Origin of the sequence: Bradyrhizobium sp. S69, assembly GCF_009766005.1 — a bacterium.
In the GTDB taxonomy this organism is placed as follows: Bacteria; Pseudomonadota; Alphaproteobacteria; order Rhizobiales; family Xanthobacteraceae; genus Bradyrhizobium.
In genome coordinates, this window is the sequence record NZ_LMUK01000032.1 from 121,424 (window position 1) to 140,140 (window position 18,717).

An 18,717-nucleotide genomic window follows, 5' to 3' on the forward strand; every position below is an offset into this window, starting at 1 on the left:
CGGAGGAAGCACAATGGCAATACATAAAGGCGAATGTTTTTGCGGCGCGGTTAAGCTCGAAGTCTCCGGGGACCCGGAGGGCATGGGATATTGTCATTGCCAGTCATGCCGTTCGTGGTCGGGCGGACCGGTCAACGCTTTTACGCTTTGGCAACCAGGCGCGGTGCGGGTCACGGCTGGCGCCGAGCATGTCGGCATGTATCAAAAGACCCCGGTCAGCCAGCGGCAATATTGTACGAAATGCGGCGGTCATCTGATGACCAACCATCCGCCGCTCGCTCTGGTCGACGTCTTCGCGGCGACCTTGCCCACGCTCAAATTCGTTCCCGGCGTCCACGTCAACTATGTCGAGACCGTGTTGCCGATGCGTGACGGACTGCCGAAGCTGAAGGATTTTCCGGCCGAGTTGGGTGGATCGGGCGAAGCGGTTCCCGAATAGCAAGGTGACGGGCGGCGAAGGCGCTACTTCTCCGGCGCCGCTTGAACCAGCATCTGCAGCGTGGAACGGGTCGGCGCGAAGAACGTCGCGCCGGTATGCGGCGTCGAGAAATCAAGCAGGCGGTCGTACGCTCCTGGCGGATCGCCGACATACATGCGTTGCAGCATCTTCTCGATCACCCACAGATACCGCGAATAACCGATGAAATAGGTGCCGAATTCCTGATGTCCCGGTCGGCCGAACGGCATGTTGTCGCGCAGGATGTCATATTCGTTGCCATCGGCATCGGTGATGGTGGCGAGCGATTTGTGCGATTTGCGCGGCGCGTCGTCGTCATCGATTTCGATGTTGTCGATCTTGGTGCGGCCGATGATTTCTTCCTGGACAGGCGTTGGCGTTTGCTTCCAGGCGCGGAGATCGTGCAGATATTTCTGCACGACGACATAGCTGCCTCCGGCGAAGTCGTCATCTTCGTCGCCGACCAGCGCCGATGCGGGCAAATCGAGTCCGGTCGGGTTGGCCGTGCCATCGACAAAGCCAAGCAGATCGCGCGCATCGAAATATCGAAAGCCCGAGACTTCGTCGACCATCGTGACGCCGTCGCCAAGGCTGTCGAGCAGGATCCGCTCGAACTCGAAGCACAAATCGGGGCGTTCGGATCGGATATGGAACAGCAGGTCGCCCGGTGTCGCCGGCGCCGCATGAACCGCTCCCTGGATCGGTGCGAACGGTTTCAGCTCTTTCGGCCGTTTGTCCTGGCGCAAGCGATCCCAGAGCGCGCGGCCGATCCCGGCGATGCATGAAAGGCGGCCGGAAAGATCGCGGAAGCCAACCGTCTTGACCAGATCGTCAAGCCCATCGAGCACCGAGCAAACCTTGGCGAGCGTGCTGGCTTCGTTGGCAACCGTGACCACGAGAAACACCGCCGCCATCGACAGCGGAGCGTCGATGCTCTGCGCGTCGATCGGCACCCTGTCCCAATTCTTGCCCGACATGTTCGAATTCCCCGCTTGCTCCCGGCAGTAAAGGATATCGCGATCACAAGCCGGTAGGCAACAGCACGCGGTGTTGCGCCGTGCGCGAAAGGCGCGCGGGTGTCGCGCGATCGGGAAGTTCATCCACCTCGCCCCCGCTTGCGGGGAGAGGTCGAAATTCGCAAAGCGAATTTCGGGTGAGGGGGCCTTTCCGCGAGTCAGAACTCGCTGCAAGTAAGAGCCCCTCACCATAGCCGATGCTTCGCATCGGCGTTCTTCTATCAGGTAAGGACGGCGGCCGGCAGGCCGCCTACGCCCCTCCCCGCAAGAGCGGGGCGAGGGAGAAGAATAGCCGTCACGCCTCACCCGTATTCATCACAAAATAGCCGAGCGCCGGCGACTCGCTTCCCGTCATTCCGCCGCGGTGACGGCGGAAGGCATCCGCGTGGTGTCGCGCGCCAGCACCAGCAGCAGCACGAGGAATCCGGCCTCGACCGCCGCGAACAGCACAAAGGCTGCCGGAAACGATCCGCCGGTGGCGTGGATGATCGCACCCATTGACCATGGTGCTGCGAAGCTGGCGAGGATGCCGAACACCTCGGAATAGCCGATCGCGGCCGGCGCCAGCGTATCAGGGTATTTCTCGCTCATCAGCGAGAAGATCGCGCCGCCGCCGAGCACCGCAAGTCCGCTCAGCGCCGCATACGCGACCAGCGCCAGGAAGCTCATCTCATAGACCGTGCTGGTCAGGAACAGGATCGCCGTCAGCGTCGCCAGCAGCGCGCTGAGCTTGATCATGAAGGTCTTGCCCATGTTGTCGGCCATGTAGCCGCCGATGATCAGGAACAGCACCTGCGACAGTCCCATCACGGTGCCGATGATGGCGCCGGAGGCCGGCGGCATGTGCTGCACCGTGATGAAGGCCGGCACCACCCAGGTCGCGGTGCCGGAAAGCGCGAAGGTGCAGGCGGCGATACCGAGGCCGCCAACCGCGATCCATTTTGACTTGAAGATTTCGGTCACCGGCAGATGCGCGCGCGCCGGTTCGTTTTCCCAGGCAAAACCCGCATAGCCGATTTCGGCAGGCCCCGCCTTGACGAAGATGGCGTCGAGCACGGCCACGATCAGGGTGCCGGCCGCCAGTACGGCGAAGAAGTGCCGCCAACTGGTGGCGAGCGTCAGCGGAATTCCCATCGCGAAGTCCATGGTGATCGCGAGGCTGTAGGCCGCGAGGATCATGCCGACCACGGCACCGCGGCGCCATTGCGGAAACCAGCCGAAGATCAGCTTCATGTTGCCGATGAAGATCGCGGCGTCGAAGAAGCCGATGATCAGGCGAAGCGCCAAGAGCTGGGCGTAACTCTGCACGAACACCTGCAACACCATGCCGATGCCGGTGCCGACGAGGCCGATCAGCAAGAGGCTGCGCGCCGACATGTTGCGGCTGAGCGGCGACCACGCCACCATGCCGATGCCGACCGTGACGGCGAAGATGCCTTGGGCGAGGCCGGCCTGCTCGGGGTTGAGGTTGAGGGTCTGCGAGATCCAGGGAATCACCGCCGCGAAGGCATACCAGTCGGCGGCGAGAAACATCTCGCACACGAAAGCGAGAGCCAGCATCCATTTCTGCCAGCGCCCGATGCGGGCCCGGTCGGATTCGGAAAGCGTTGTCCAGTGCATGGTCGACCCCTTGTTGATCGGTTGAAAATCGGCAAGACGTTGGAGGAGACGTTGGCGGTTCAGGCCGGTGGCGGCAGGAAATTGACGTCGTGTTCGGCGGCGATGCGAACCACTTCCGCCGGGTCCGGCACCTGATGGATGCGGTCGAACAGGGTTTTGAGCGAGCGGGTCGGCGTCACCCAGAACAGGCTGGTGGCGGTCTCGCCGGATTTGTTGAAGATGCCGTGGGGAATGCCGCGCGGCATCCGCACCAGATCGCCGGCCTTGGCTGTGAAATCCTTGCCGTCCAGCCACAGATCGTAGCGACCGCTCAGCACATAGACGAATTCGTCCTGGGTCGGGTGGATATGCGGCGGCACGAAGGTGCCGTCGGGAAACACCGCGTGCCAGGCCAGCGAGTCCGCACTTTGCTGTTTCAGCGTGTAGGTCTGGCCGAGAATGTTCCAGACGACGTTGTCGAATGCTTCGCTGGCCGGGGTGATTCCGGCGGGCATCATGGTCATCGAGGGTCCTCCTGTTCGGATCGCGCCGGTTCAGCCCAAGCCGGCTCAGCCGGTGAGAAAATCAGTGACGATGTGAGCGGCCTCCGGCGTCTCCTCGAACACCAGATGGCCGGTCGCGGGAACCAGTTTGAGCGTGCCGTTGGGAAGACCGGCCATCCAGGCCTGCGCCTGCGCGGTCGGCCGCAGCCGGTCCTGCGCGCCCCACAGCACGAGCGTCGGCGCGGTGATGCGATGCAGCCATTGCCGCAGCTTCGGGTTGCCCTGCGGATGCGCGCCGATCAATTTGGCATAGCCGGTGACTTCGCGGCCGAGCCGCGCGTCGAAAGCGGGATCCGGTGCGCTCGGGAAATAGCGCAGCACCACGGCCGGATCATGCGCCAGATAGGCCGGCAATTCCTGCGGCGGGAAGTCAAATAGCCCGGGCGCCGGCGCTTCCTCGACCACGAGGCCGGCCGGCGCGACCAGCACCACGCGGCGCAGCCGCTGCGGCTGGCGTATCGCGAATTCAGCGGCAAGCCAGCCGCCGAGCGAGAAGCCGGCCAGATCGAAATTGTGCAGCCCCATCCGGTCGAACAGGTCCATGTAGTGCAGCACGTAGTCGTCGATGCTGTCGAGCGTCTCGGCGTCGCCGGAATCGCCGAAGCCGGGATGGTAGGGAATGATCACCTTGTGTTTTGCCGCCCAGCCGCGCGCCATCTCGAAGCCGGGAAATGTCCCGGTGCCGTGCAGGAACACCAGTTCCGGCCCGCGGCCGATCGACAGCACGACGGTACGGATGCCATTGATGTCGTATTCGGCGCGCGCGAAGCCGGCTGTGCTGTCGATCGCGCTTCCACTTCCCTCGGTCATGCCTTCGGTCTCCCATGCAACGCGCTTACGGATGCGATGTCAGTGTGGCGGCGGTTTGCGATGTGCTCTGGAATCAACCGGTGACGCCGAACACAGTCCATTGCGCGGTGGGGCCGGGCAGGCCAAGCAGCGCCTTGCCGCATTCCTCGACGATCTGGTCCGCCATCAGGATGTGCTGGGTCCCCGAATGGATGTCGCGATAGCAGCGCTGCATCGCCGTGTTGTGCAACGAGGCGCCGCGCGACGCCCGGTGCGCGAAGGTGCCGACGTCGGAAATCACGTCGTGAATGTGCCGCAGCGACAGCTTGATCATGGTCATCTGGTCGAGCGACGGCTTCTCGCCGCGACTGCAGGTCTCGGAGACGCCGCGCCAGGTTTCGTGCACCAGCGCCCGGGCGGCGCGGTAGCGCGCTTCGGCCTGCGCGAACTGAAACCGGAAACTGGCGCTGTCGCTCGATTGGCCGAAGGGATCGCGGCGCGGCACGATCACTTTCACCAGTTCGTCGAGCATCCGGCGCCCGACGCCGATCGCCCAGCCGGAATGCGCCCAGGCGCTGTAGCCGGCAAGGCCGAGCGCGCCTTGGGCGCCGCCGCGCCGCGGCGCGCCGATGTCGAAGTCGTAGGTCATCTCGGTGGGAACGAACAGTTCGTCGCCTTCACTCAGCGTATAATCGAAGCTGCCGGTGGCGCGCAGGCCGAGCACATCCCAATTGCCGAGCAGCTTGATGGTCGAGCGCGGATGATGCGTGACCACGATCTTGGGCTGCCCGTTGGGCTGGATGATCATGTCCTTGCCCGTGGCATCGGTGACGAAGCAGCCGGAATGCACCCATTCGGCGTGCTGGATGCCGCTGCCATAGGCCCAATGGCCGCGGATCATGTAGCCGCCGTCGACCGGGCGCGCGAAGCCGCGCGGCACGCCGTTGCCGGCGATGGTGATGTCGGGCCCGTTGGCGAACACCTTGTCGATGCCGCTGTCCGCGATGTAGATCGCCATGGTGGTGCCTTCCATGTTGTTGCCGATCACGCACCAGGCAGCGGAGGCATGCACGTAGGACAACCGCTCGACCACCGTCATGGCGTCGTAGGGCGACAGCTCGGGGCCGCCGACGGCTTTCGGGAACAGCATGGTGTAGATGCCGGCCTTGCGCATCGCGGCCACCACGTCGTCGGTCAAATGGGTGAGGCTTTCAGCTTCGCTGGCTTGCGCCTCGATCAGCGGCAGCAACGCGTCGAGCCGCGCGTGGAATTCCGCGACCGGGGTCGCAGCGGTTTCGATCGTGGTGGGCTTCACCGATACGTTCATGGTCGACATCCCTCGTTTAAGTCTGCTGTCTCCGCCGCGGCGCCAAAGCACGGCCGGTCGCGCGCCCGCATGCGGACGCAACCGGGGCTTTGAGCCTCGCTTGACGTTGAAGACATTCTTGTTCGGATCGCGCGGCGACGACGCGACGGTCATGCCGATCCCTTGTCGCCGCTCAGTCGCATCCCGCTGTGAAGCTAGGCGGAGCGCAACGCCACCGACAATCCCCCATGATGGGGGGATCGGCTCAGTCGCCGGCGTTAGCTCGGTGGCCGATGTTAGCAGATGCGGTAAAACTAAGCGCTGCGCCTCAAGGCTTGCTGCTTTTTTTCGCTTGACCAAACAACAGGTTGCGGAGAGCCTGTATAAGGGGAATGCGGAGGCGCGCTCAAGGCGCGCCTTGAGTCGTTCTCTTGCGCCGTTTTTATGTCAGATCCAAGCGAGGGAAGCGTGCAAGCGGTTTCCGGGTTCCAGAACGATCATTTGGCCGATCGCATGATGTCGATCGCGGAAAGCCGGTCGCTTGACGCCCTCGGCATTGCCTGCGGTACGGCGCTGCGCGACTTGACCGCTTCCGCCACGGTCGGCCTCTATCTGCTGGATGCCGTCGAGCCTGATTTGGCCTACAGCCAGCATGTCGCCGAAGACTTCCTCGACAATTATCGATCCGGCTTCTGGAAGAGCGATCCGGTGCTCGACTGTATCCTCACCCAGGGACGTACCGTGGACGGCGCGTCGCTGCTGGGCACCGACGGCTGGCCGCGCAGCACGTCGCTGGAGATGCTTCGGCACTGGGGTTTTGGCTGCAACATGGGCGGGCCGCTGCGCCACGAGAACAGGATCGTCGGCGTGCTGTTTACCGCGACCCGTGAGGCCTCGGCCTACACGCCGTTGCAGCGGCAGCGCATGGAGATGTTGTGCCGCGCCGCGTCGCTGGCGCTGGCCAACATCAGGAAAGCCGGCCAGACGGCTTTGCCCGGCGGTGAGAGTGGATCTCCCGCGAGCGGGAGTTCGTCCGCCATCCTGCTGCGAAATGCGGCGCCCGTGTCGATGGCAGCACTTCCGCCGCGTTCGGCCGACGTGGCGATCCGGGTGTGCCGCGGCCAGACCAACAAGGAAATCGCGCGCGAGATGGGGATCTCCGACCAGACGGTGAAGGAGCACGTCGCCAATCTTTGCAAACGCTTCGGCACCCATAACCGCACCGGCCTCGTGGCCTGCCTGCTCGGCGGGATGTCGCAGCAATAGCCAGGCGTGCATGATGACACTAGTTAAGCCGGAGCGCGCGCTTCGCTTCACCTCTCCCCGCCGGGGAGAGGTCGATTTGCGAAGCAAATCGGGTGAGGGTTCTTACTACCAAGCGAAAGGCCCTAACCCCTCACCCGGCGCTACGCGCCGACCTCTCCCAACGGGAGAGGTGAAGGGAAATCGCGGCCGGCATCGTGCGCCATCGGCGCGCACCCATTCGACGCCAATCATCCCGGATCATGACGTGAGTTTTTCCAGCTCCCTGCTCAATTCGTGCAGCTGGTAGGGCTTGCGCAGAATGGGAAACGGCAGGTCGACCTCGCTTCCGTTGCCGCTGTAGCCTGTCAGAAGCAGAATGGGCATTTTCGGGTGCAGCTCTCGAATGGTTCTGGCCAGTCCCACGCCATCCAGCTTTCCCGGCATTACGATATCGCTGCAAACGATATCGATTTTGTTGTTTTCGATCTCCACCAAGGCAGCCGAAGCGTCCGAGGCCCAGCGGACGGTGTAGCCGAGCTGTCGCAGCAAGCCGCTGCTTGCGTCCGCCACTTCGGGATTGTCCTCGACCAGAAGAACGGTGCCGTTGCGGGCTGCCGATAGAGAGTCATCTTGCGGCACCTGCGCGGCTGTCGATCTCGGCAGGCAGATCGTGATTTTGGTGCCCTCGCCCAGGGTACTCCTCAGATCGATCGAGCCCCCGGCCTGATAGGCGAACCCGTGCACCTGCGACAGGCCAAGACCGGTACCTTTGCCGACCGGTTTGGTGGTGAAGAACGGATCGAATACCTTTGCCGCGATATCGTCTGGAATTCCGGTACCGGTATCTTCAACCGAGATGGCCACCAGATTTTCACCCGGCATATTCCTCGCTTTGATGGTGACCAAACCGCCTTCCGGCATCGCGTCACGCGCATTGACGACAAGGTTCACCAGCGCGGTTTCGAATTCGTTTGGATCGACGAAGATGTTCCAGGTGTCATCTTCGACATCGATCACCAGCGATACCGTGCCGCCCAGGCCGCTGTTCAAGACGTCTCGCAGAGCATCGAGGCGCCCGGCGACTTTGATGGTTTGCGGTTGAACACTTTGGCGCCGCGCGAAAGTCAGCAACTGGCGGGTGAGCGCAGCCGCGCGCTCTGAAGCAAGCTCGATCGATCGCAACGCACGGACCGACTTCGGGCTGCTGGCTTCCTTCTTGATAGTGTGAATGTTGCCGGAAATAATCATCAGCAAATTGTTGAAATCATGGGCGACGCCGCCGGTCAGTTGACCGAGCGCATCGAGCTTCTGCGATTCCGCAAGTTGTTGCTGGATTTTCGCGAGCTTTTCCTGCGCCTCCTTGCGCTCGGTGATATCCCGCGTGATCTTGGCATAACCGATCAGCTCGCCGGCCTCGTTTTGGATCGGATCGATGACGACGTTTGCCCAGAAAAAAGAACCGTCCTTCCGGACGCGCCAACCCTCCTCTTCATAATGACCCGTCTCCAAGGCCGTTCTGAGCGCATTGGCAGGTTTTCCGTTGGCGCGATCGGCCGGCGTATAGAACCGCGAGAAATGTTGCCCGACGATTTCCTTCGCGGAATAGCCCTTGATGCGTTCGCCGCCCGCATTCCAGTTTGAAACGATGCCGTCGGGGTCCAGCATGTACAGGGCATAGTCGGTTACGCCGCTGACCAGCGTTTTGAACTGGCTGTCACTCCTGTTCAGCTCCGAAAGCATTTTCTCGCGCTCCGTGATGTCGCGCGTGATCTTTGCAAAGCCGATCAATCTCCGTTTTTCATAGATCGGATCGATGACGACGGAGGCAAAAAATCGCGATCCGTCCTTGCGAATACGCCAGCCTTCGGCGATGAAATGTTTTTCCTTGAGGGCTATTTCCAGCGCGCGTTTCGGCATGCCGCGAGCTTTGTCCTCCTCCGTGTAGAAGACGGAGAAATGCTTGCCGATGATTTCCTTGGCTTTATATCCCTTGATGCGCTCAGCGCCGGCGTTCCAACTGGTGATGTGTCCTTGGGGGTCAAGCAGGTAAATCGCGTAATCGGTGATGCCTTGCACCAAAAGCCGGAAATTACGCTCGCTTTCGAACAGGTCGCGTTCGAGCTTCTTGCCTTGCGCCATTACAATACCCCTAAAGGCACCAAATACATTTGGAGCCAAATTGTTCCCAAGGCGATGAAACCTTAGCCATCGCCGGGCAAAATCGCGGGATGGCGCGCGCCAAATCGCGGCCGAGGCGAGACCCGGTAGTGGGTATGACGATCCCGCTAATCGGTCTCGATCGGCAGCGATGCGTCCTTGGCCCATTCGCCCATCGAGCCGTCGTAGAGCGTGAGGTCGCGATGACCAAGCCGATGCAGCAGGAACAGATCGACGGTGGCGGAGATGCCGCCGCCGCAATAGGCGACCACTCGCTTGTCCTTTGTGATGCCTTGGGCGGCGAATTTTGCCTCGGCGTCGGCGAGTGGCACGAAGGCTTTGGTTTGCGGATCGAGCAAGGTTGCCGCCGACACGTTGCAACTGCCGGGCACGCGTCCCGGACGGCCGTAGCGGCTGGGCTCCAACCCCCTATGGAATTGCGGGCCGAGTGCGTTGACGATGACGGTGCTGCGGTCGTCCTTGGCGGCGAGCACGTCGTTCTTGCCGACGAAATATCCCGGCTTCGGTTTTGCGGTGAATGTCGCGGATGGGTATCCCTTTGCCGGCCCGGTCTCGATGGCGCGGCCTTCGATCTTCCAGGTGTCGAGACCGCCGTCGAGCACCGAGGCGTTCGCAAAGCCGAGCGATTGCAGCATCCACCAGAAGCGCGTCGCCCACATCGGCGTGCCGATGCTGTACAGCACCACTTGGTTGCCGGCCGACACGCCGTGATGGCCGAACGCCGCCTCCAGTTGCGCGATGGCGGGCATCATGAAGTGCAGTGTGGTGCTTCGATCGGAGAACTCGCCTTGCAGATCGAGAAAATCGGCGCCGGGAATATGCCCGGCCTCGAAGGTGTGACGTCCGGGAACTGCGACATAGGGGTGCTCGCTGCCCGCAGGGGCGGGTTCGAGATACGTCGTGCAGTCGAACAGCCGCAGGTCGGGCCGACCCAGCAAACCGGCGAGTTCCGTTGAGGTGATGAGTCCGTTTTGACCTGACATGTTCCGCCTCTGGCGCTGTTTTGTCCGATGATAGGATGTACCCTGCGGGCTGAAAAGGAAGGCCCCCGGCGTTCCCTCCCCTTTCAATCCGGCGATTCCTGTCCAATATAGCGCTCAGGGATCGCTTCAAGCCCTCGGCCCTGCACTCAGTGATGGCGGCCAATATAAGTCTCTGATATCTAAGAGAAAAGTACCCGAATCCGTATGGTGCGCGCGATCCTCGCCGCTCCCTTGGTGAATGTCACCAAAACCTGATATTTGTGAGCCCATGAACAAGCCCATCAAGCCACCGCAAGACGACGTCGCCGGCCCCAGCGCCCGGCATCAAACCACCCAGGTCATGGTCGGCAATGTCGCCGTCGGCGGGGGTGCGCCGATCGTGGTGCAGTCGATGACCAACACCGACACCGCCGACATCGAAGGCACCATCGCCCAGGTCGCAGCGCTGTCGCGCGCGGGTTCCGAAATGGTGCGCATTACGGTGGATCGCGATGAAGCCGCCGCCGCCGTGCCGCATATCCGCGATGGCCTGCGCAAGCGCGGCATCACCACGCCCCTGATCGGCGATTTTCATTATATCGGCCACAAGCTGCTGACGGATTATCCGGCCTGCGCCGAGGCGCTGGACAAATACCGCATCAATCCCGGCAATGTCGGCTTCAAGAACAAGCGCGACACACAGTTCGCCGACATCATCGAGATCGCCAACAAGAACGACAAGCCGGTGCGCATCGGCGCCAATTGGGGCTCGCTCGACCAGGAACTGCTGACGAAATTGATGGACGAGAACACCGCCTCGGCCGCTCCGCGCGACGCCCGCGCGGTGACGCGCGAGGCCATGGTGCAGTCGGCGCTGCTCTCGGCGGCGCGGGCGCAAGAGCTCGGCATGCCCAAGAACAAGATGATCCTGTCGGCCAAGGTGTCCGCCGTGCAGGATTTGATCGCGGTCTATCAGACGCTCGCGTCGCGCTCGGATTACGCCATCCATCTCGGCCTCACCGAGGCCGGCATGGGATCGAAGGGCATCGTGGCCTCGTCGGCCGCGCTCGGCATTCTGTTGCAGGAAGGCATCGGCGACACCATCCGGATTTCGCTGACGCCGGAGCCCGGCGGCGATCGCACCTTGGAAGTTCAGGTCGCGCAGGAACTCTTGCAGACCATGGGTTTCCGCACCTTCGTGCCGCTGGTGGCGGCCTGCCCCGGTTGCGGCCGCACCACCTCGACCACGTTCCAGGAACTGGCGCGTTCGATCCAGGATTTCATCCGCGAGGAAATGCCGGGCTGGAAGACGCAATATCCCGGCGTCGAGGCGCTCAACGTCGCGGTGATGGGCTGCATCGTCAACGGCCCCGGCGAATCAAAGCACGCCAATATCGGGATCTCGCTGCCCGGCACCGGTGAAACTCCGGCAGCCCCGGTGTTCGTCGACGGCCACAAATTCCGCACCCTGCGCGGCCCGTCGATCGCGGCCGACTTCAAGGCGCTGGTGATCGACTACATCGACCAGAAGTACGGCGCCGGCGCCAAGAAGCCGGAAGCCGTGACGGCGGCGGAATAATCAACAAGCCACGGTCCCGCACAAGAAGGACCGTGTTCGAACGAACGGGGGAACGCGCATGAGTTCGTTGTCCAGCAAAACCGGACCGCGCTATCGGCACGTCGCCGACGAAACCGAACCCTACGAGACCATCGCGGTCGAGAAGCTGACACCGATCATCGGCGCCGAGATTTCCGGGGTCGACATCGGCAGACTGGTTTCCGACGAGGCGCGCTCCAATCGCCAGATGGACGAAATTCATCGCGCGCTGGCCGAAAACCTCGTGGTCTTCTTCCGCGACCAGCACATCACCCCGCAGCAGCATCTCGCCTTCGGCCGCAAGTTCGGCGAATTGCATATTCATCCCGCAGCCCCCCATGAGGGCGACGATCCGGCGCTGATGAAGATCTATGCCGACAAGGATAGCCCACGCGCCAATGGCGAGGGCTGGCACACCGATGTTTCCTGCGATGTCGAGCCGCCGATGGGCTCGATCCTCTACATCAAGCAATGCCCGCCGCGCGGCGGCGACACGCTGTTCGCCAATATGTACGCGGCCTATGAGGCGCTGTCGGACCGCATGAAGGCCTATCTCGACGGGCTCACCGCGCTGCATGACGGCGAGCAGACCTATCGCGGGCTCTACGCCAATTACGGCGTCGCCGACCGGCCGGCCTATCCGAGCGCCGAGCACCCTGTGGTGCGCACCCATCCGGTGACCGGCAAGAAAGCGCTCTACGTCAACCGCGGCTTTACCCGCCACCTGATCGGCATCCCCCGCGACGAGAGCGACGCGGTGCTGGCCTATCTCTACCAGCACGCCGAGAACCCGCTGTTCCAGTGCCGTTTCCGCTGGACCGAAAACGCCATCGCGTTCTGGGACAATCGCTGTGCCCAGCACCGCGCGATGTGGGACTACTGGCCCCACACCCGCGCCGGCACCCGCGTCACCGTGAAGGGTGAACGGCCGGTTTAGGCCTCGACGACTTTGGATTCGTGTCCCGGGCGCGGTGCAGCGCTTCTTCTGCGCTGCTCCGCAGAACCGGGACCCAGCTACGGCTCCAGCGCACGTGGACCCCGGATCAGCAGCGCATCACGCCGAAGCGGCGTGCTGCGCAGCATCCAGGGAACGCACTCCCGGCCGTCGCCGGCTTAATCCAAACCCATTATCTTCTAGCCGCCCTTGACCGCCCCTGCGGTCAGTCCCGCGACGATCTGGCGTTGCGCGAACACCGTCAGCAGCAACACCGGCAGCGTCACGATCAGCGCCGCGGCGGCGAGCGGGCCCCAGCTGAGCTGGTCGAACGAGATCATGTTGTAGACCGCGACCGGCAGCGTCCGGGTCTCGCGCCCGGCCAGCACGATGCCGAACACAAAATTGTTCCAGGAGAAGATCACCGCGAGGATGAAGGCGACCGCGATGCCGGGCCGCGCGATCGGCAGCGCGACATAGCGAAAGATCTGCCAGCGGTTGGCGCCGTCGATCAGTGCGGATTCCTCCAGCTCCATCGGCGTGGTCTCGAAATAGCCGATCATGATCCAGATCACGATCGGCACCGTGACCACGAGGTGGATGATGATCTGCGGCCACAGCGTGCCGAGCAGGCCGAGCCACTGGAATAACAGAAACAGCGGAATCAGATAAGACAGCCCGGGCGTGATGCGGGCGATCAGGATCACGATCGCGGCCTTGTGCGCCCGCATCCGGGCGAGGCCATAGCCCGCGGGCACCCCGACCACTAGCGCGAACGCGGTGGCCGCGCCGGTGACGATCAGGCTGTTCATGAAATAGGTCGAGAACCGGTTCGACGACAGCACCGCGGCATAATTGCCCCAGTTGAAATGCTCGGGGATGAACACCGGCGGATAGGAGGCGTTGTCGATCTCGAACTTGACCGACAGCGAAATCATCCAGAGGAAAAACAAGACCGCCGGCGACACGATCACCAGCAGGGCGAAGGCAAGGCCGGCACGGCCGAGCAACTCCCGGAAGCGGCTCATGTGCTGCCTCCGGTATCGTTCCAGTGCGTGGTCTGGCGCAGCCGCAACAGCGCGCCCGCCAGTGCCACGATCAGGGCGAAGAACACCACCACGATCGCCGAGGCGTAGCCGACGTCGTAGTACACGAAGGCGACGCTGTAGAGATACAGGTTGATGGTCTCCGATGCGCTGCCGGGACCGCCCTGGGTAATGGCAAAGATGATGTCGAAACTTTTGACCGCGTCGATCATCCGGATCATGCCGGCGATGAACAGAAACGGCATGATCAGCGGCAGCGAAATGTAGCGAAACGTCTGCCAGCGGGTGGCGCCGTCGATCTGCGCGCTCTCGTAGGGCTCGCTCGGGATCGCGGCGAGGCCGCCGAGTACGATCAGCATCACCAGCGGCGACCATTGCCAGGTCTCGACCAGCACCAGCGATGGAATCACGGTGTCGGGATGAAACACCCAGAGCTGTGCTGGAATGCCGACCAGCGACAACAGATAATTCAGGATGCCCAGTTGCGGGTGGAACATCATGGTCCACACCAGCGCGATCGCGACCGGCGTTGCCATCATCGGCAGGATGAACAGCCCGCGCAGCAGGCCGCGCATCGGAAACTTGTTGTGAAAAATCACCGCCGCCAGGGTGCCGAACATCAGCGGCAGCACCACCGACAGCGCGGTATAGACCAGCGTATGCCCGATCGATTCGACGAAGCGCGCATCGCTCGGCAGCCGGATGTAATTGGCGAGGCCGACAAAGGTCGGCGGTGAGCCGACCTTCCATTCGTGCAGGCTCATCCAGATCGTGTAGGCCCACGGGAAGATGATGACGGCGAGCACCACCGTCAACGCCGGGGCGATGAACGGCCAATAAGACGGCCGTTCCCACCCGACCGTCCCCTGCGCGTCGGGTTCTGGTCGAGTCTTGGACTGAACCTGACCCTGCGCTGTCGCGGTTGCTTCGCTCACGCTTTTTCGCTGCGCTCCAGGATTGGCCGGAATTGATCGTTGGCCTTCTTCAACTCGGTCGCGGGATCGGCGCCCGACAGGGTCGCGGTCAGCGCCGCGCCGACGATGTCGCGGAATTCCGCGACCGGCACGATCACCGGCAGCCCGAGCTTGCTGATCTTGGCGGAGCCGATCACCGAATCCAGCCACTCCTGGGTCTTGACGCCCTTGCGCACGGCCTCGTCGTTGAGGATCGAGTTGCGGAACGGCACCCCGCCGCCGGCCTGTAGCAGCCGCGCGCCCATGGTTTTAGAGACCGCCCATTGGCAATAAAGATAGGCGGCCTCTTTTTTGGTGCTGGCCTGGGCGATGCCGATGCCGTCGCCATAGGTCGATGAGTATTGTCCCTTCGGTCCGGCCGGCACCAGCGCATAGCCGATCTTGCCGACCACACGCGAGGCGGTGGGATCCTCGATCGGCGGCGCCCAGCCATCGGCGTCGATCCACATCGCGGCGCGCCCCTGTGTCAGCGAGGCCATCGATTCCATCCAGTTGAAGCCGACGACACCAGGTGGCGCCGACTTCATCAGCCGCTGATACATCTTGGTGGCTTCGACAGCTTCGGGCCCGTCGGTCAGGATATTGCCCTTGTCGTCGAGAAACTCGCCGCCATAGTTGAGAAAGAAATTGGTCCACAGCGCCATGTTGGCGTTGCGCAAGCCGCGGCCGGTGAAGCCGTAAATGCCGGCGGCGGGATCGTTGAGCTTCTCGGCGGCGACGACCATCTCGTCGAAGGTCTTGGGCAGCGCCACGCCCTTTTTCGCGAAGATCTCCTTGTTCCAGTAGAGAATGAAATAGTCGACCGACAACGGCAGCGAATGCATTTCGCCCTTGTCGTTCTGGGCGAATTTCAAGCCGCCGGCGGAGAAGTCATCGACCCTCAGATCCGGCGCCGTCATGGCCGGATCGTTCATGAAGCCGGTGAGGTCGGCGAGCCAGCCGGCCCTGTCGAATTGCCGCTTCTGCACGTGATAGCTGAGGTGGATGATGTCGAAGCTGGGTTTGCCGGAGGTCAGTTCGATCACGGCCTTTTGCCGCTGCTGCTGCTCCGGGATGATTTCCGATTCAACCGTGATGCCGGTGAGGTCGGTGAATTCGGTGGCATATTTTTGCAGCAATTCGCCGCGCGGCCCCTTGACCAGATTGGCCTCGAGCGTGGTGCCGGCGTATTTTTTCCAATTCACCTCGGCCGCATAGGCCCGCGGCGCCGTCAGCCCGAACAGGCCGGCCGCGGCAGAGCCCGCAAGAACGTGACGGCGCGAAATCAGGCTGTTCTTGATTGTTTTCATTGTTGCCTCCCCCTTTTGCGTTCCTTGGATCATCTTATTTTGATGCGACACTAGCATCTGCCGGATTTCTCACAACCGGGTCGTGATGGCTTGTCGCTCCGAACACGCGTTGACGGAGGCTTTGGGCTGCGATGGGCGAGGAATTGCTGGCGTTCGGCGATTCACGCGGCGTGGCCGGCGTGAGGAGGCCGTGTGGCTGGACCGAAGCTTTCGCTCCAGCCACGACGGACACTTGGTCCCGCGGGAATACCAGCTTCCCGCCTTGGCGAATCCTTATTTGGTCGGTGGGGAAGGCGGGTGGGGAGGGCAGTTGGCCTCGTAGTCGGCCTGGGCCGCGACGAGACCGTCCTGCTGCTTGGAGAGCTGGTCTCGCAAACTCGTCAGCATCTGGCTGATCTGTTTGATCTGGTCGAGTGTGCTCTGATCGGGATTTGTCTGCGCATGGAGTGTGTTGAGGTTCTCCTCGTTGCCGAGTATCTGGTTTTCCAAGGCCTTGATCGTCTGCTGGTAGCTCGTAACGACGCCCTTGAGAAGCTGGCACGCGGTTTCCAGCGCCGCGTGAATTTCCGTTACCGATGTAGCCATGATTATTTCCCTCTGAAAAATAGTGCTGCGGTAAATGGGTTGGCATCAATGGAAATATTGTTACCTGAAATAGCAGTGTTGTCAGGCTCCATCCTGGGATGTGCGGCTTTAGGACGCGTCTGCCGCACGACAAGGGGACGGCCCAAGAGGACAGCCCGCAGCCCAGGAGGATGCCCCTGTTCCCAATCGCGTTGACGCCCGGTCCGGCCTGCGTCAATCTTGGGCAAAAGCAACATAAAACCCGGAGGTCACCCATGCTCCGCGCAGAAGACAATCGATTTCTCACCGAAAGCGATGCCGGCACCCCGATGGGCGAATTGCTGCGCCGCTTCTGGCTGCCCGTGCTGTTGTCGGAGGAATTGCTGGAAGCCGACGGGCCGCCGAAGAAGATCGTGGTGATGGGCGAGGAATTGCTGGCGTTCCGCGATTCGCGCGGCGTGGTCGGCGTGATCGATCAATATTGTCCGCACCGCGGCGCCAATCTCTGGCTCGGCCGCAACGAGGAATGCGGTATCCGCTGCGTCTATCACGGCTGGAAATTCGATACCGATGGCCGCTGCGTCGATATGCCGACGTCGTATCCCGATCTCAACGCCAAGGATTTGATCCGCATCAAATCCTATCCGGTGCGCGAATGGGGCGAGATGATCTGGGCCTATATGGGACCGGCGGATTCTGTGCCCGAACTGCCGGCGCTGGAGATGGCGCTGGTGCCGGCCTCGCACCGCTACGTCACCAAGAAATGGCAGGACTGCAACTGGGTACAGGCGATGGAAGGCTCGATCGACACCGCGCATTTCACCTTCGCGCATCTTTCCTTCGACAAGGAAGAGAACGAAATTCTCGACATCAAGAAGCACTTCGTCAATCCGCTGACGAGGGTCGCGACCGATCACATGCGATGGATCGCCGAAGACCCGCGGCCCGTGATCAAGATCAACCCGCACGAGGCAGGCTTAACGGTCGCCGGCGGACGGCTCACCGGCGGCGACAACATCTACTGGCGCATCGCCCAGTTCCTGATGCCGGTGCATAGCTATGCGCCGAGTTCGATGCCTGGCGAAAATATTTTCGGCCAGAGTTTTGTACCGGTGTCCGATACCAGTTGCTGGATCTACACCTATGCCTGGAATCCGGATCGTCCGCTGACCCCTGCCGAGCGCGATGGCTATAACCGTGGCAACGGCGTGATGTCGGTGGTCGACGAGAACTACGTGCCGCTGCGCAACAAGGCCAACGACTATCTGATCGACCGCAAGCTGCAGAAGACCTCCAGCTACACCGGCATCAAGGGCGTCTCCGAGCAGGATGCCGCGGTGCAGGACAGCCAGGGCCCGATCGCCGACCGAACCCGCGAACATCTCGGCCCGACCGATCTCGGCATCATGCATTTCCGCAAGCTGGTGATGGAAGCCGCCCGCGCCCTGCAACAGGGCCAGCCACCCGCGCATCTGGCGCATCAGGACCGCTACACCGTGCGCTCCGGCGGCTGCGTTACCCACAAATCCAAGGATCTGAATGCTGTCATGGTCGAACGCTTCGGCGACGCGAACGGCTATGTCGGAGGCCCCGGCCGCAACGCGGCGGCGGAGTAGGGCATTCGCCTGCTTAAATCAGGGGTGTTTTTGCGCGCCGTGCCTGACGTGCAGGATAACGACTTCATCGGCGCCATGGTCGATCGCGTAAAATATCAAGTAGGGGTAGCGCACAACGGGAAGCATACGAACGTGCGTTTCATCGGTCAGGTGTCCGATCAGCGGAAATTCCCCGAGCAATGAGGTTAGCCCTTCGATCCGGCTTACGACCGCGGCAGCAGCGGACCGATTGCGTTGATGGACATAGGCGAAAATATTTTCGATTTCGGTTAGCGCGGTCTCGGACCAACGAACCTTCACGAACGATAGCGATCAAATACCGCAGCGACGGCGTCGTCGCTCGCAATCTTGCGCTCACGCATTTCCGCTAGACCGCGTCGCACAGCACTTCGTTCATCTTCGTTCAGTGGATAGATACCGAAGTGCTTGCTTTCGATGTTGGCGACCGATTTCACGAACTCCTCCTGCGCCTCTTCAGGCCAGGTTGAGACGCGCTCCAGCAGGATTTCCAGTCCTTCTCGTGTCATGAGCGAACTTTACCCGATATTTGGTTGTTTTGCATGCGGTTTGATCGCCTAACCC

Annotated in this window: 18 protein-coding genes; 5 read left to right on the forward strand and 13 right to left on the reverse strand. The window is 62.3% G+C overall.

All coding sequences use genetic code 11. The features are described from left to right. Positions 1-13: 13 nt before the first annotated feature. The gene (locus GSQ88_RS13225; protein ID WP_159008194.1) at positions 14-439 is read left to right on the forward strand and encodes a GFA family protein; all 426 of its coding nucleotides are present in this window, start codon (positions 14-16) and stop codon (positions 437-439) included. A 23-nt stretch (positions 440-462) separates the two neighbouring features. Here the strand turns inward: GSQ88_RS13225 and GSQ88_RS13230 are convergent, their stop codons facing one another. The 5 genes from GSQ88_RS13230 to GSQ88_RS13250 form a co-directional block, all read right to left on the reverse strand. Then, complete coding sequence (locus GSQ88_RS13230) at positions 463-1,434, reverse strand: Dyp-type peroxidase (RefSeq protein ID WP_159008195.1); 972 nt, start codon at positions 1,432-1,434, stop codon at positions 463-465. A gap of 390 nt (positions 1,435-1,824) precedes the next feature. Then, positions 1,825-3,093 (reverse strand): MFS transporter, encoded by a 1,269-nt coding sequence (locus tag GSQ88_RS13235; RefSeq protein ID WP_159008196.1) that lies wholly within the window; start codon positions 3,091-3,093, stop codon positions 1,825-1,827. Between the two features lie 59 nt (positions 3,094-3,152). After that, positions 3,153-3,596 carry a cupin domain-containing protein gene (locus tag GSQ88_RS13240; protein WP_159008197.1) on the reverse strand — a complete coding sequence of 148 codons (444 nt, stop codon included), beginning with the start codon at positions 3,594-3,596 and terminating at the stop codon, positions 3,153-3,155. A gap of 45 nt (positions 3,597-3,641) precedes the next feature. Then, on the reverse strand, positions 3,642-4,445 hold the full coding sequence (locus tag GSQ88_RS13245) for an alpha/beta fold hydrolase (RefSeq protein ID WP_159008198.1): 804 nt from the start codon (positions 4,443-4,445) through the stop codon (positions 3,642-3,644). A 73-nt stretch (positions 4,446-4,518) separates the two neighbouring features. Next, positions 4,519-5,751 (reverse strand): acyl-CoA dehydrogenase family protein, encoded by a 1,233-nt coding sequence (locus tag GSQ88_RS13250; protein WP_159008199.1) that lies wholly within the window; start codon positions 5,749-5,751, stop codon positions 4,519-4,521. A gap of 447 nt (positions 5,752-6,198) precedes the next feature. On the opposite strand from GSQ88_RS13250, the gene GSQ88_RS13255 reads away from it, so the two are divergent. Continuing rightward, complete coding sequence (locus GSQ88_RS13255; protein WP_159008200.1) at positions 6,199-6,996, forward strand: LuxR C-terminal-related transcriptional regulator; 798 nt, start codon at positions 6,199-6,201, stop codon at positions 6,994-6,996. A 237-nt stretch (positions 6,997-7,233) separates the two neighbouring features. Here GSQ88_RS13255 and GSQ88_RS13260 read toward each other — a convergent pair whose 3' ends face one another. Together GSQ88_RS13260 and GSQ88_RS13265 are read right to left on the reverse strand one after the other, a co-directional pair. Continuing rightward, complete coding sequence (locus GSQ88_RS13260) at positions 7,234-9,114, reverse strand: hybrid sensor histidine kinase/response regulator (protein ID WP_159008201.1); 1,881 nt, start codon at positions 9,112-9,114, stop codon at positions 7,234-7,236. A gap of 146 nt (positions 9,115-9,260) precedes the next feature. Continuing rightward, entirely contained in the window at positions 9,261-10,136 is an 876-nt protein-coding gene (locus GSQ88_RS13265; protein ID WP_159008202.1) for a sulfurtransferase, read from the reverse strand. Positions 10,137-10,404: 268 nt separating this feature from the next. Here GSQ88_RS13265 and ispG point away from each other — a divergent pair, with 268 nt between their 5' ends. Together ispG and GSQ88_RS13275 are read left to right on the forward strand one after the other, a co-directional pair. Continuing rightward, the gene (ispG, locus tag GSQ88_RS13270; protein ID WP_159008203.1) at positions 10,405-11,694 is read left to right on the forward strand and encodes a flavodoxin-dependent (E)-4-hydroxy-3-methylbut-2-enyl-diphosphate synthase; all 1,290 of its coding nucleotides are present in this window, start codon (positions 10,405-10,407) and stop codon (positions 11,692-11,694) included. A 58-nt stretch (positions 11,695-11,752) separates the two neighbouring features. Next, a complete protein-coding gene (locus GSQ88_RS13275; protein ID WP_159008204.1) occupies positions 11,753-12,649 on the forward strand; it encodes a TauD/TfdA dioxygenase family protein in 897 nt (298 codons plus the stop codon). A 197-nt stretch (positions 12,650-12,846) separates the two neighbouring features. On the opposite strand, the gene GSQ88_RS13280 is transcribed toward GSQ88_RS13275, so the two are convergent. The 4 genes from GSQ88_RS13280 to GSQ88_RS13295 all read right to left on the reverse strand — a co-directional run bounded on the left by GSQ88_RS13280 (position 12,847) and on the right by GSQ88_RS13295 (position 16,540). Further along, positions 12,847-13,674, reverse strand: coding sequence for a carbohydrate ABC transporter permease (locus GSQ88_RS13280; RefSeq protein WP_174247999.1), 828 nt, complete (start codon positions 13,672-13,674; stop codon positions 12,847-12,849). Further along, positions 13,671-14,627, reverse strand: coding sequence for a carbohydrate ABC transporter permease (locus tag GSQ88_RS13285; RefSeq protein WP_159008205.1), 957 nt, complete (start codon positions 14,625-14,627; stop codon positions 13,671-13,673). Before GSQ88_RS13285 ends, GSQ88_RS13280 begins: the two co-directional genes overlap by 4 nt. Further along, complete coding sequence (locus tag GSQ88_RS13290; RefSeq protein ID WP_174248000.1) at positions 14,624-15,955, reverse strand: ABC transporter substrate-binding protein; 1,332 nt, start codon at positions 15,953-15,955, stop codon at positions 14,624-14,626. The genes GSQ88_RS13285 and GSQ88_RS13290 overlap by 4 nt, the downstream gene beginning before the upstream one ends. A 273-nt stretch (positions 15,956-16,228) precedes the next feature. Then, complete coding sequence (locus tag GSQ88_RS13295) at positions 16,229-16,540, reverse strand: hypothetical protein (RefSeq protein WP_159008207.1); 312 nt, start codon at positions 16,538-16,540, stop codon at positions 16,229-16,231. A gap of 254 nt (positions 16,541-16,794) precedes the next feature. On the opposite strand from GSQ88_RS13295, the gene GSQ88_RS13300 reads away from it, so the two are divergent. Then, the gene (locus tag GSQ88_RS13300) at positions 16,795-18,135 is read left to right on the forward strand and encodes a Rieske 2Fe-2S domain-containing protein (protein WP_159008208.1); all 1,341 of its coding nucleotides are present in this window, start codon (positions 16,795-16,797) and stop codon (positions 18,133-18,135) included. An 18-nt stretch (positions 18,136-18,153) separates the two neighbouring features. Here the strand turns inward: GSQ88_RS13300 and GSQ88_RS13305 are convergent, their stop codons facing one another. Further along, positions 18,154-18,435 carry a type II toxin-antitoxin system RelE/ParE family toxin gene (locus GSQ88_RS13305; RefSeq protein WP_159008209.1) on the reverse strand — a complete coding sequence of 94 codons (282 nt, stop codon included), beginning with the start codon at positions 18,433-18,435 and terminating at the stop codon, positions 18,154-18,156. Further along, a complete protein-coding gene (locus tag GSQ88_RS13310) occupies positions 18,432-18,662 on the reverse strand; it encodes a hypothetical protein (RefSeq protein ID WP_159008210.1) in 231 nt (76 codons plus the stop codon). The genes GSQ88_RS13305 and GSQ88_RS13310 overlap by 4 nt, the downstream gene beginning before the upstream one ends. Between the last annotated feature and the right edge of the window lie 55 nt (positions 18,663-18,717).

Bases quoted from the DNA above. Each gene is read 5' to 3' on its own strand.
- GSQ88_RS13290 (WP_174248000.1), bottom strand. From the start codon at position 15,955: ATGAAAACAATCAAGAACAGCCTGATTTCGCGCCGTCACGTTCTTGCG.
- GSQ88_RS13235 (WP_159008196.1), bottom strand. From the start codon at position 3,093: ATGCACTGGACAACGCTTTCCGAATCCGACCGGGCCCGCATCGGGCGC.
- GSQ88_RS13225 (WP_159008194.1), top strand. From the start codon at position 14: ATGGCAATACATAAAGGCGAATGTTTTTGCGGCGCGGTTAAGCTCGAA.
- GSQ88_RS13295 (WP_159008207.1), bottom strand. From the start codon at position 16,540: ATGGCTACATCGGTAACGGAAATTCACGCGGCGCTGGAAACCGCGTGC.
- GSQ88_RS13300 (WP_159008208.1), top strand. From the start codon at position 16,795: ATGCTCCGCGCAGAAGACAATCGATTTCTCACCGAAAGCGATGCCGGC.
- GSQ88_RS13240 (WP_159008197.1), bottom strand. From the start codon at position 3,596: ATGACCATGATGCCCGCCGGAATCACCCCGGCCAGCGAAGCATTCGAC.
- GSQ88_RS13230 (WP_159008195.1), bottom strand. From the start codon at position 1,434: ATGTCGGGCAAGAATTGGGACAGGGTGCCGATCGACGCGCAGAGCATC.
- GSQ88_RS13250 (WP_159008199.1), bottom strand. From the start codon at position 5,751: ATGAACGTATCGGTGAAGCCCACCACGATCGAAACCGCTGCGACCCCG.
- GSQ88_RS13280 (WP_174247999.1), bottom strand. From the start codon at position 13,674: ATGAGCCGCTTCCGGGAGTTGCTCGGCCGTGCCGGCCTTGCCTTCGCC.
- GSQ88_RS13245 (WP_159008198.1), bottom strand. From the start codon at position 4,445: ATGACCGAGGGAAGTGGAAGCGCGATCGACAGCACAGCCGGCTTCGCG.
- GSQ88_RS13275 (WP_159008204.1), top strand. From the start codon at position 11,753: ATGAGTTCGTTGTCCAGCAAAACCGGACCGCGCTATCGGCACGTCGCC.
- GSQ88_RS13265 (WP_159008202.1), bottom strand. From the start codon at position 10,136: ATGTCAGGTCAAAACGGACTCATCACCTCAACGGAACTCGCCGGTTTG.
- ispG (WP_159008203.1), top strand. From the start codon at position 10,405: ATGAACAAGCCCATCAAGCCACCGCAAGACGACGTCGCCGGCCCCAGC.
- GSQ88_RS13310 (WP_159008210.1), bottom strand. From the start codon at position 18,662: ATGACACGAGAAGGACTGGAAATCCTGCTGGAGCGCGTCTCAACCTGG.
- GSQ88_RS13260 (WP_159008201.1), bottom strand. From the start codon at position 9,114: ATGGCGCAAGGCAAGAAGCTCGAACGCGACCTGTTCGAAAGCGAGCGT.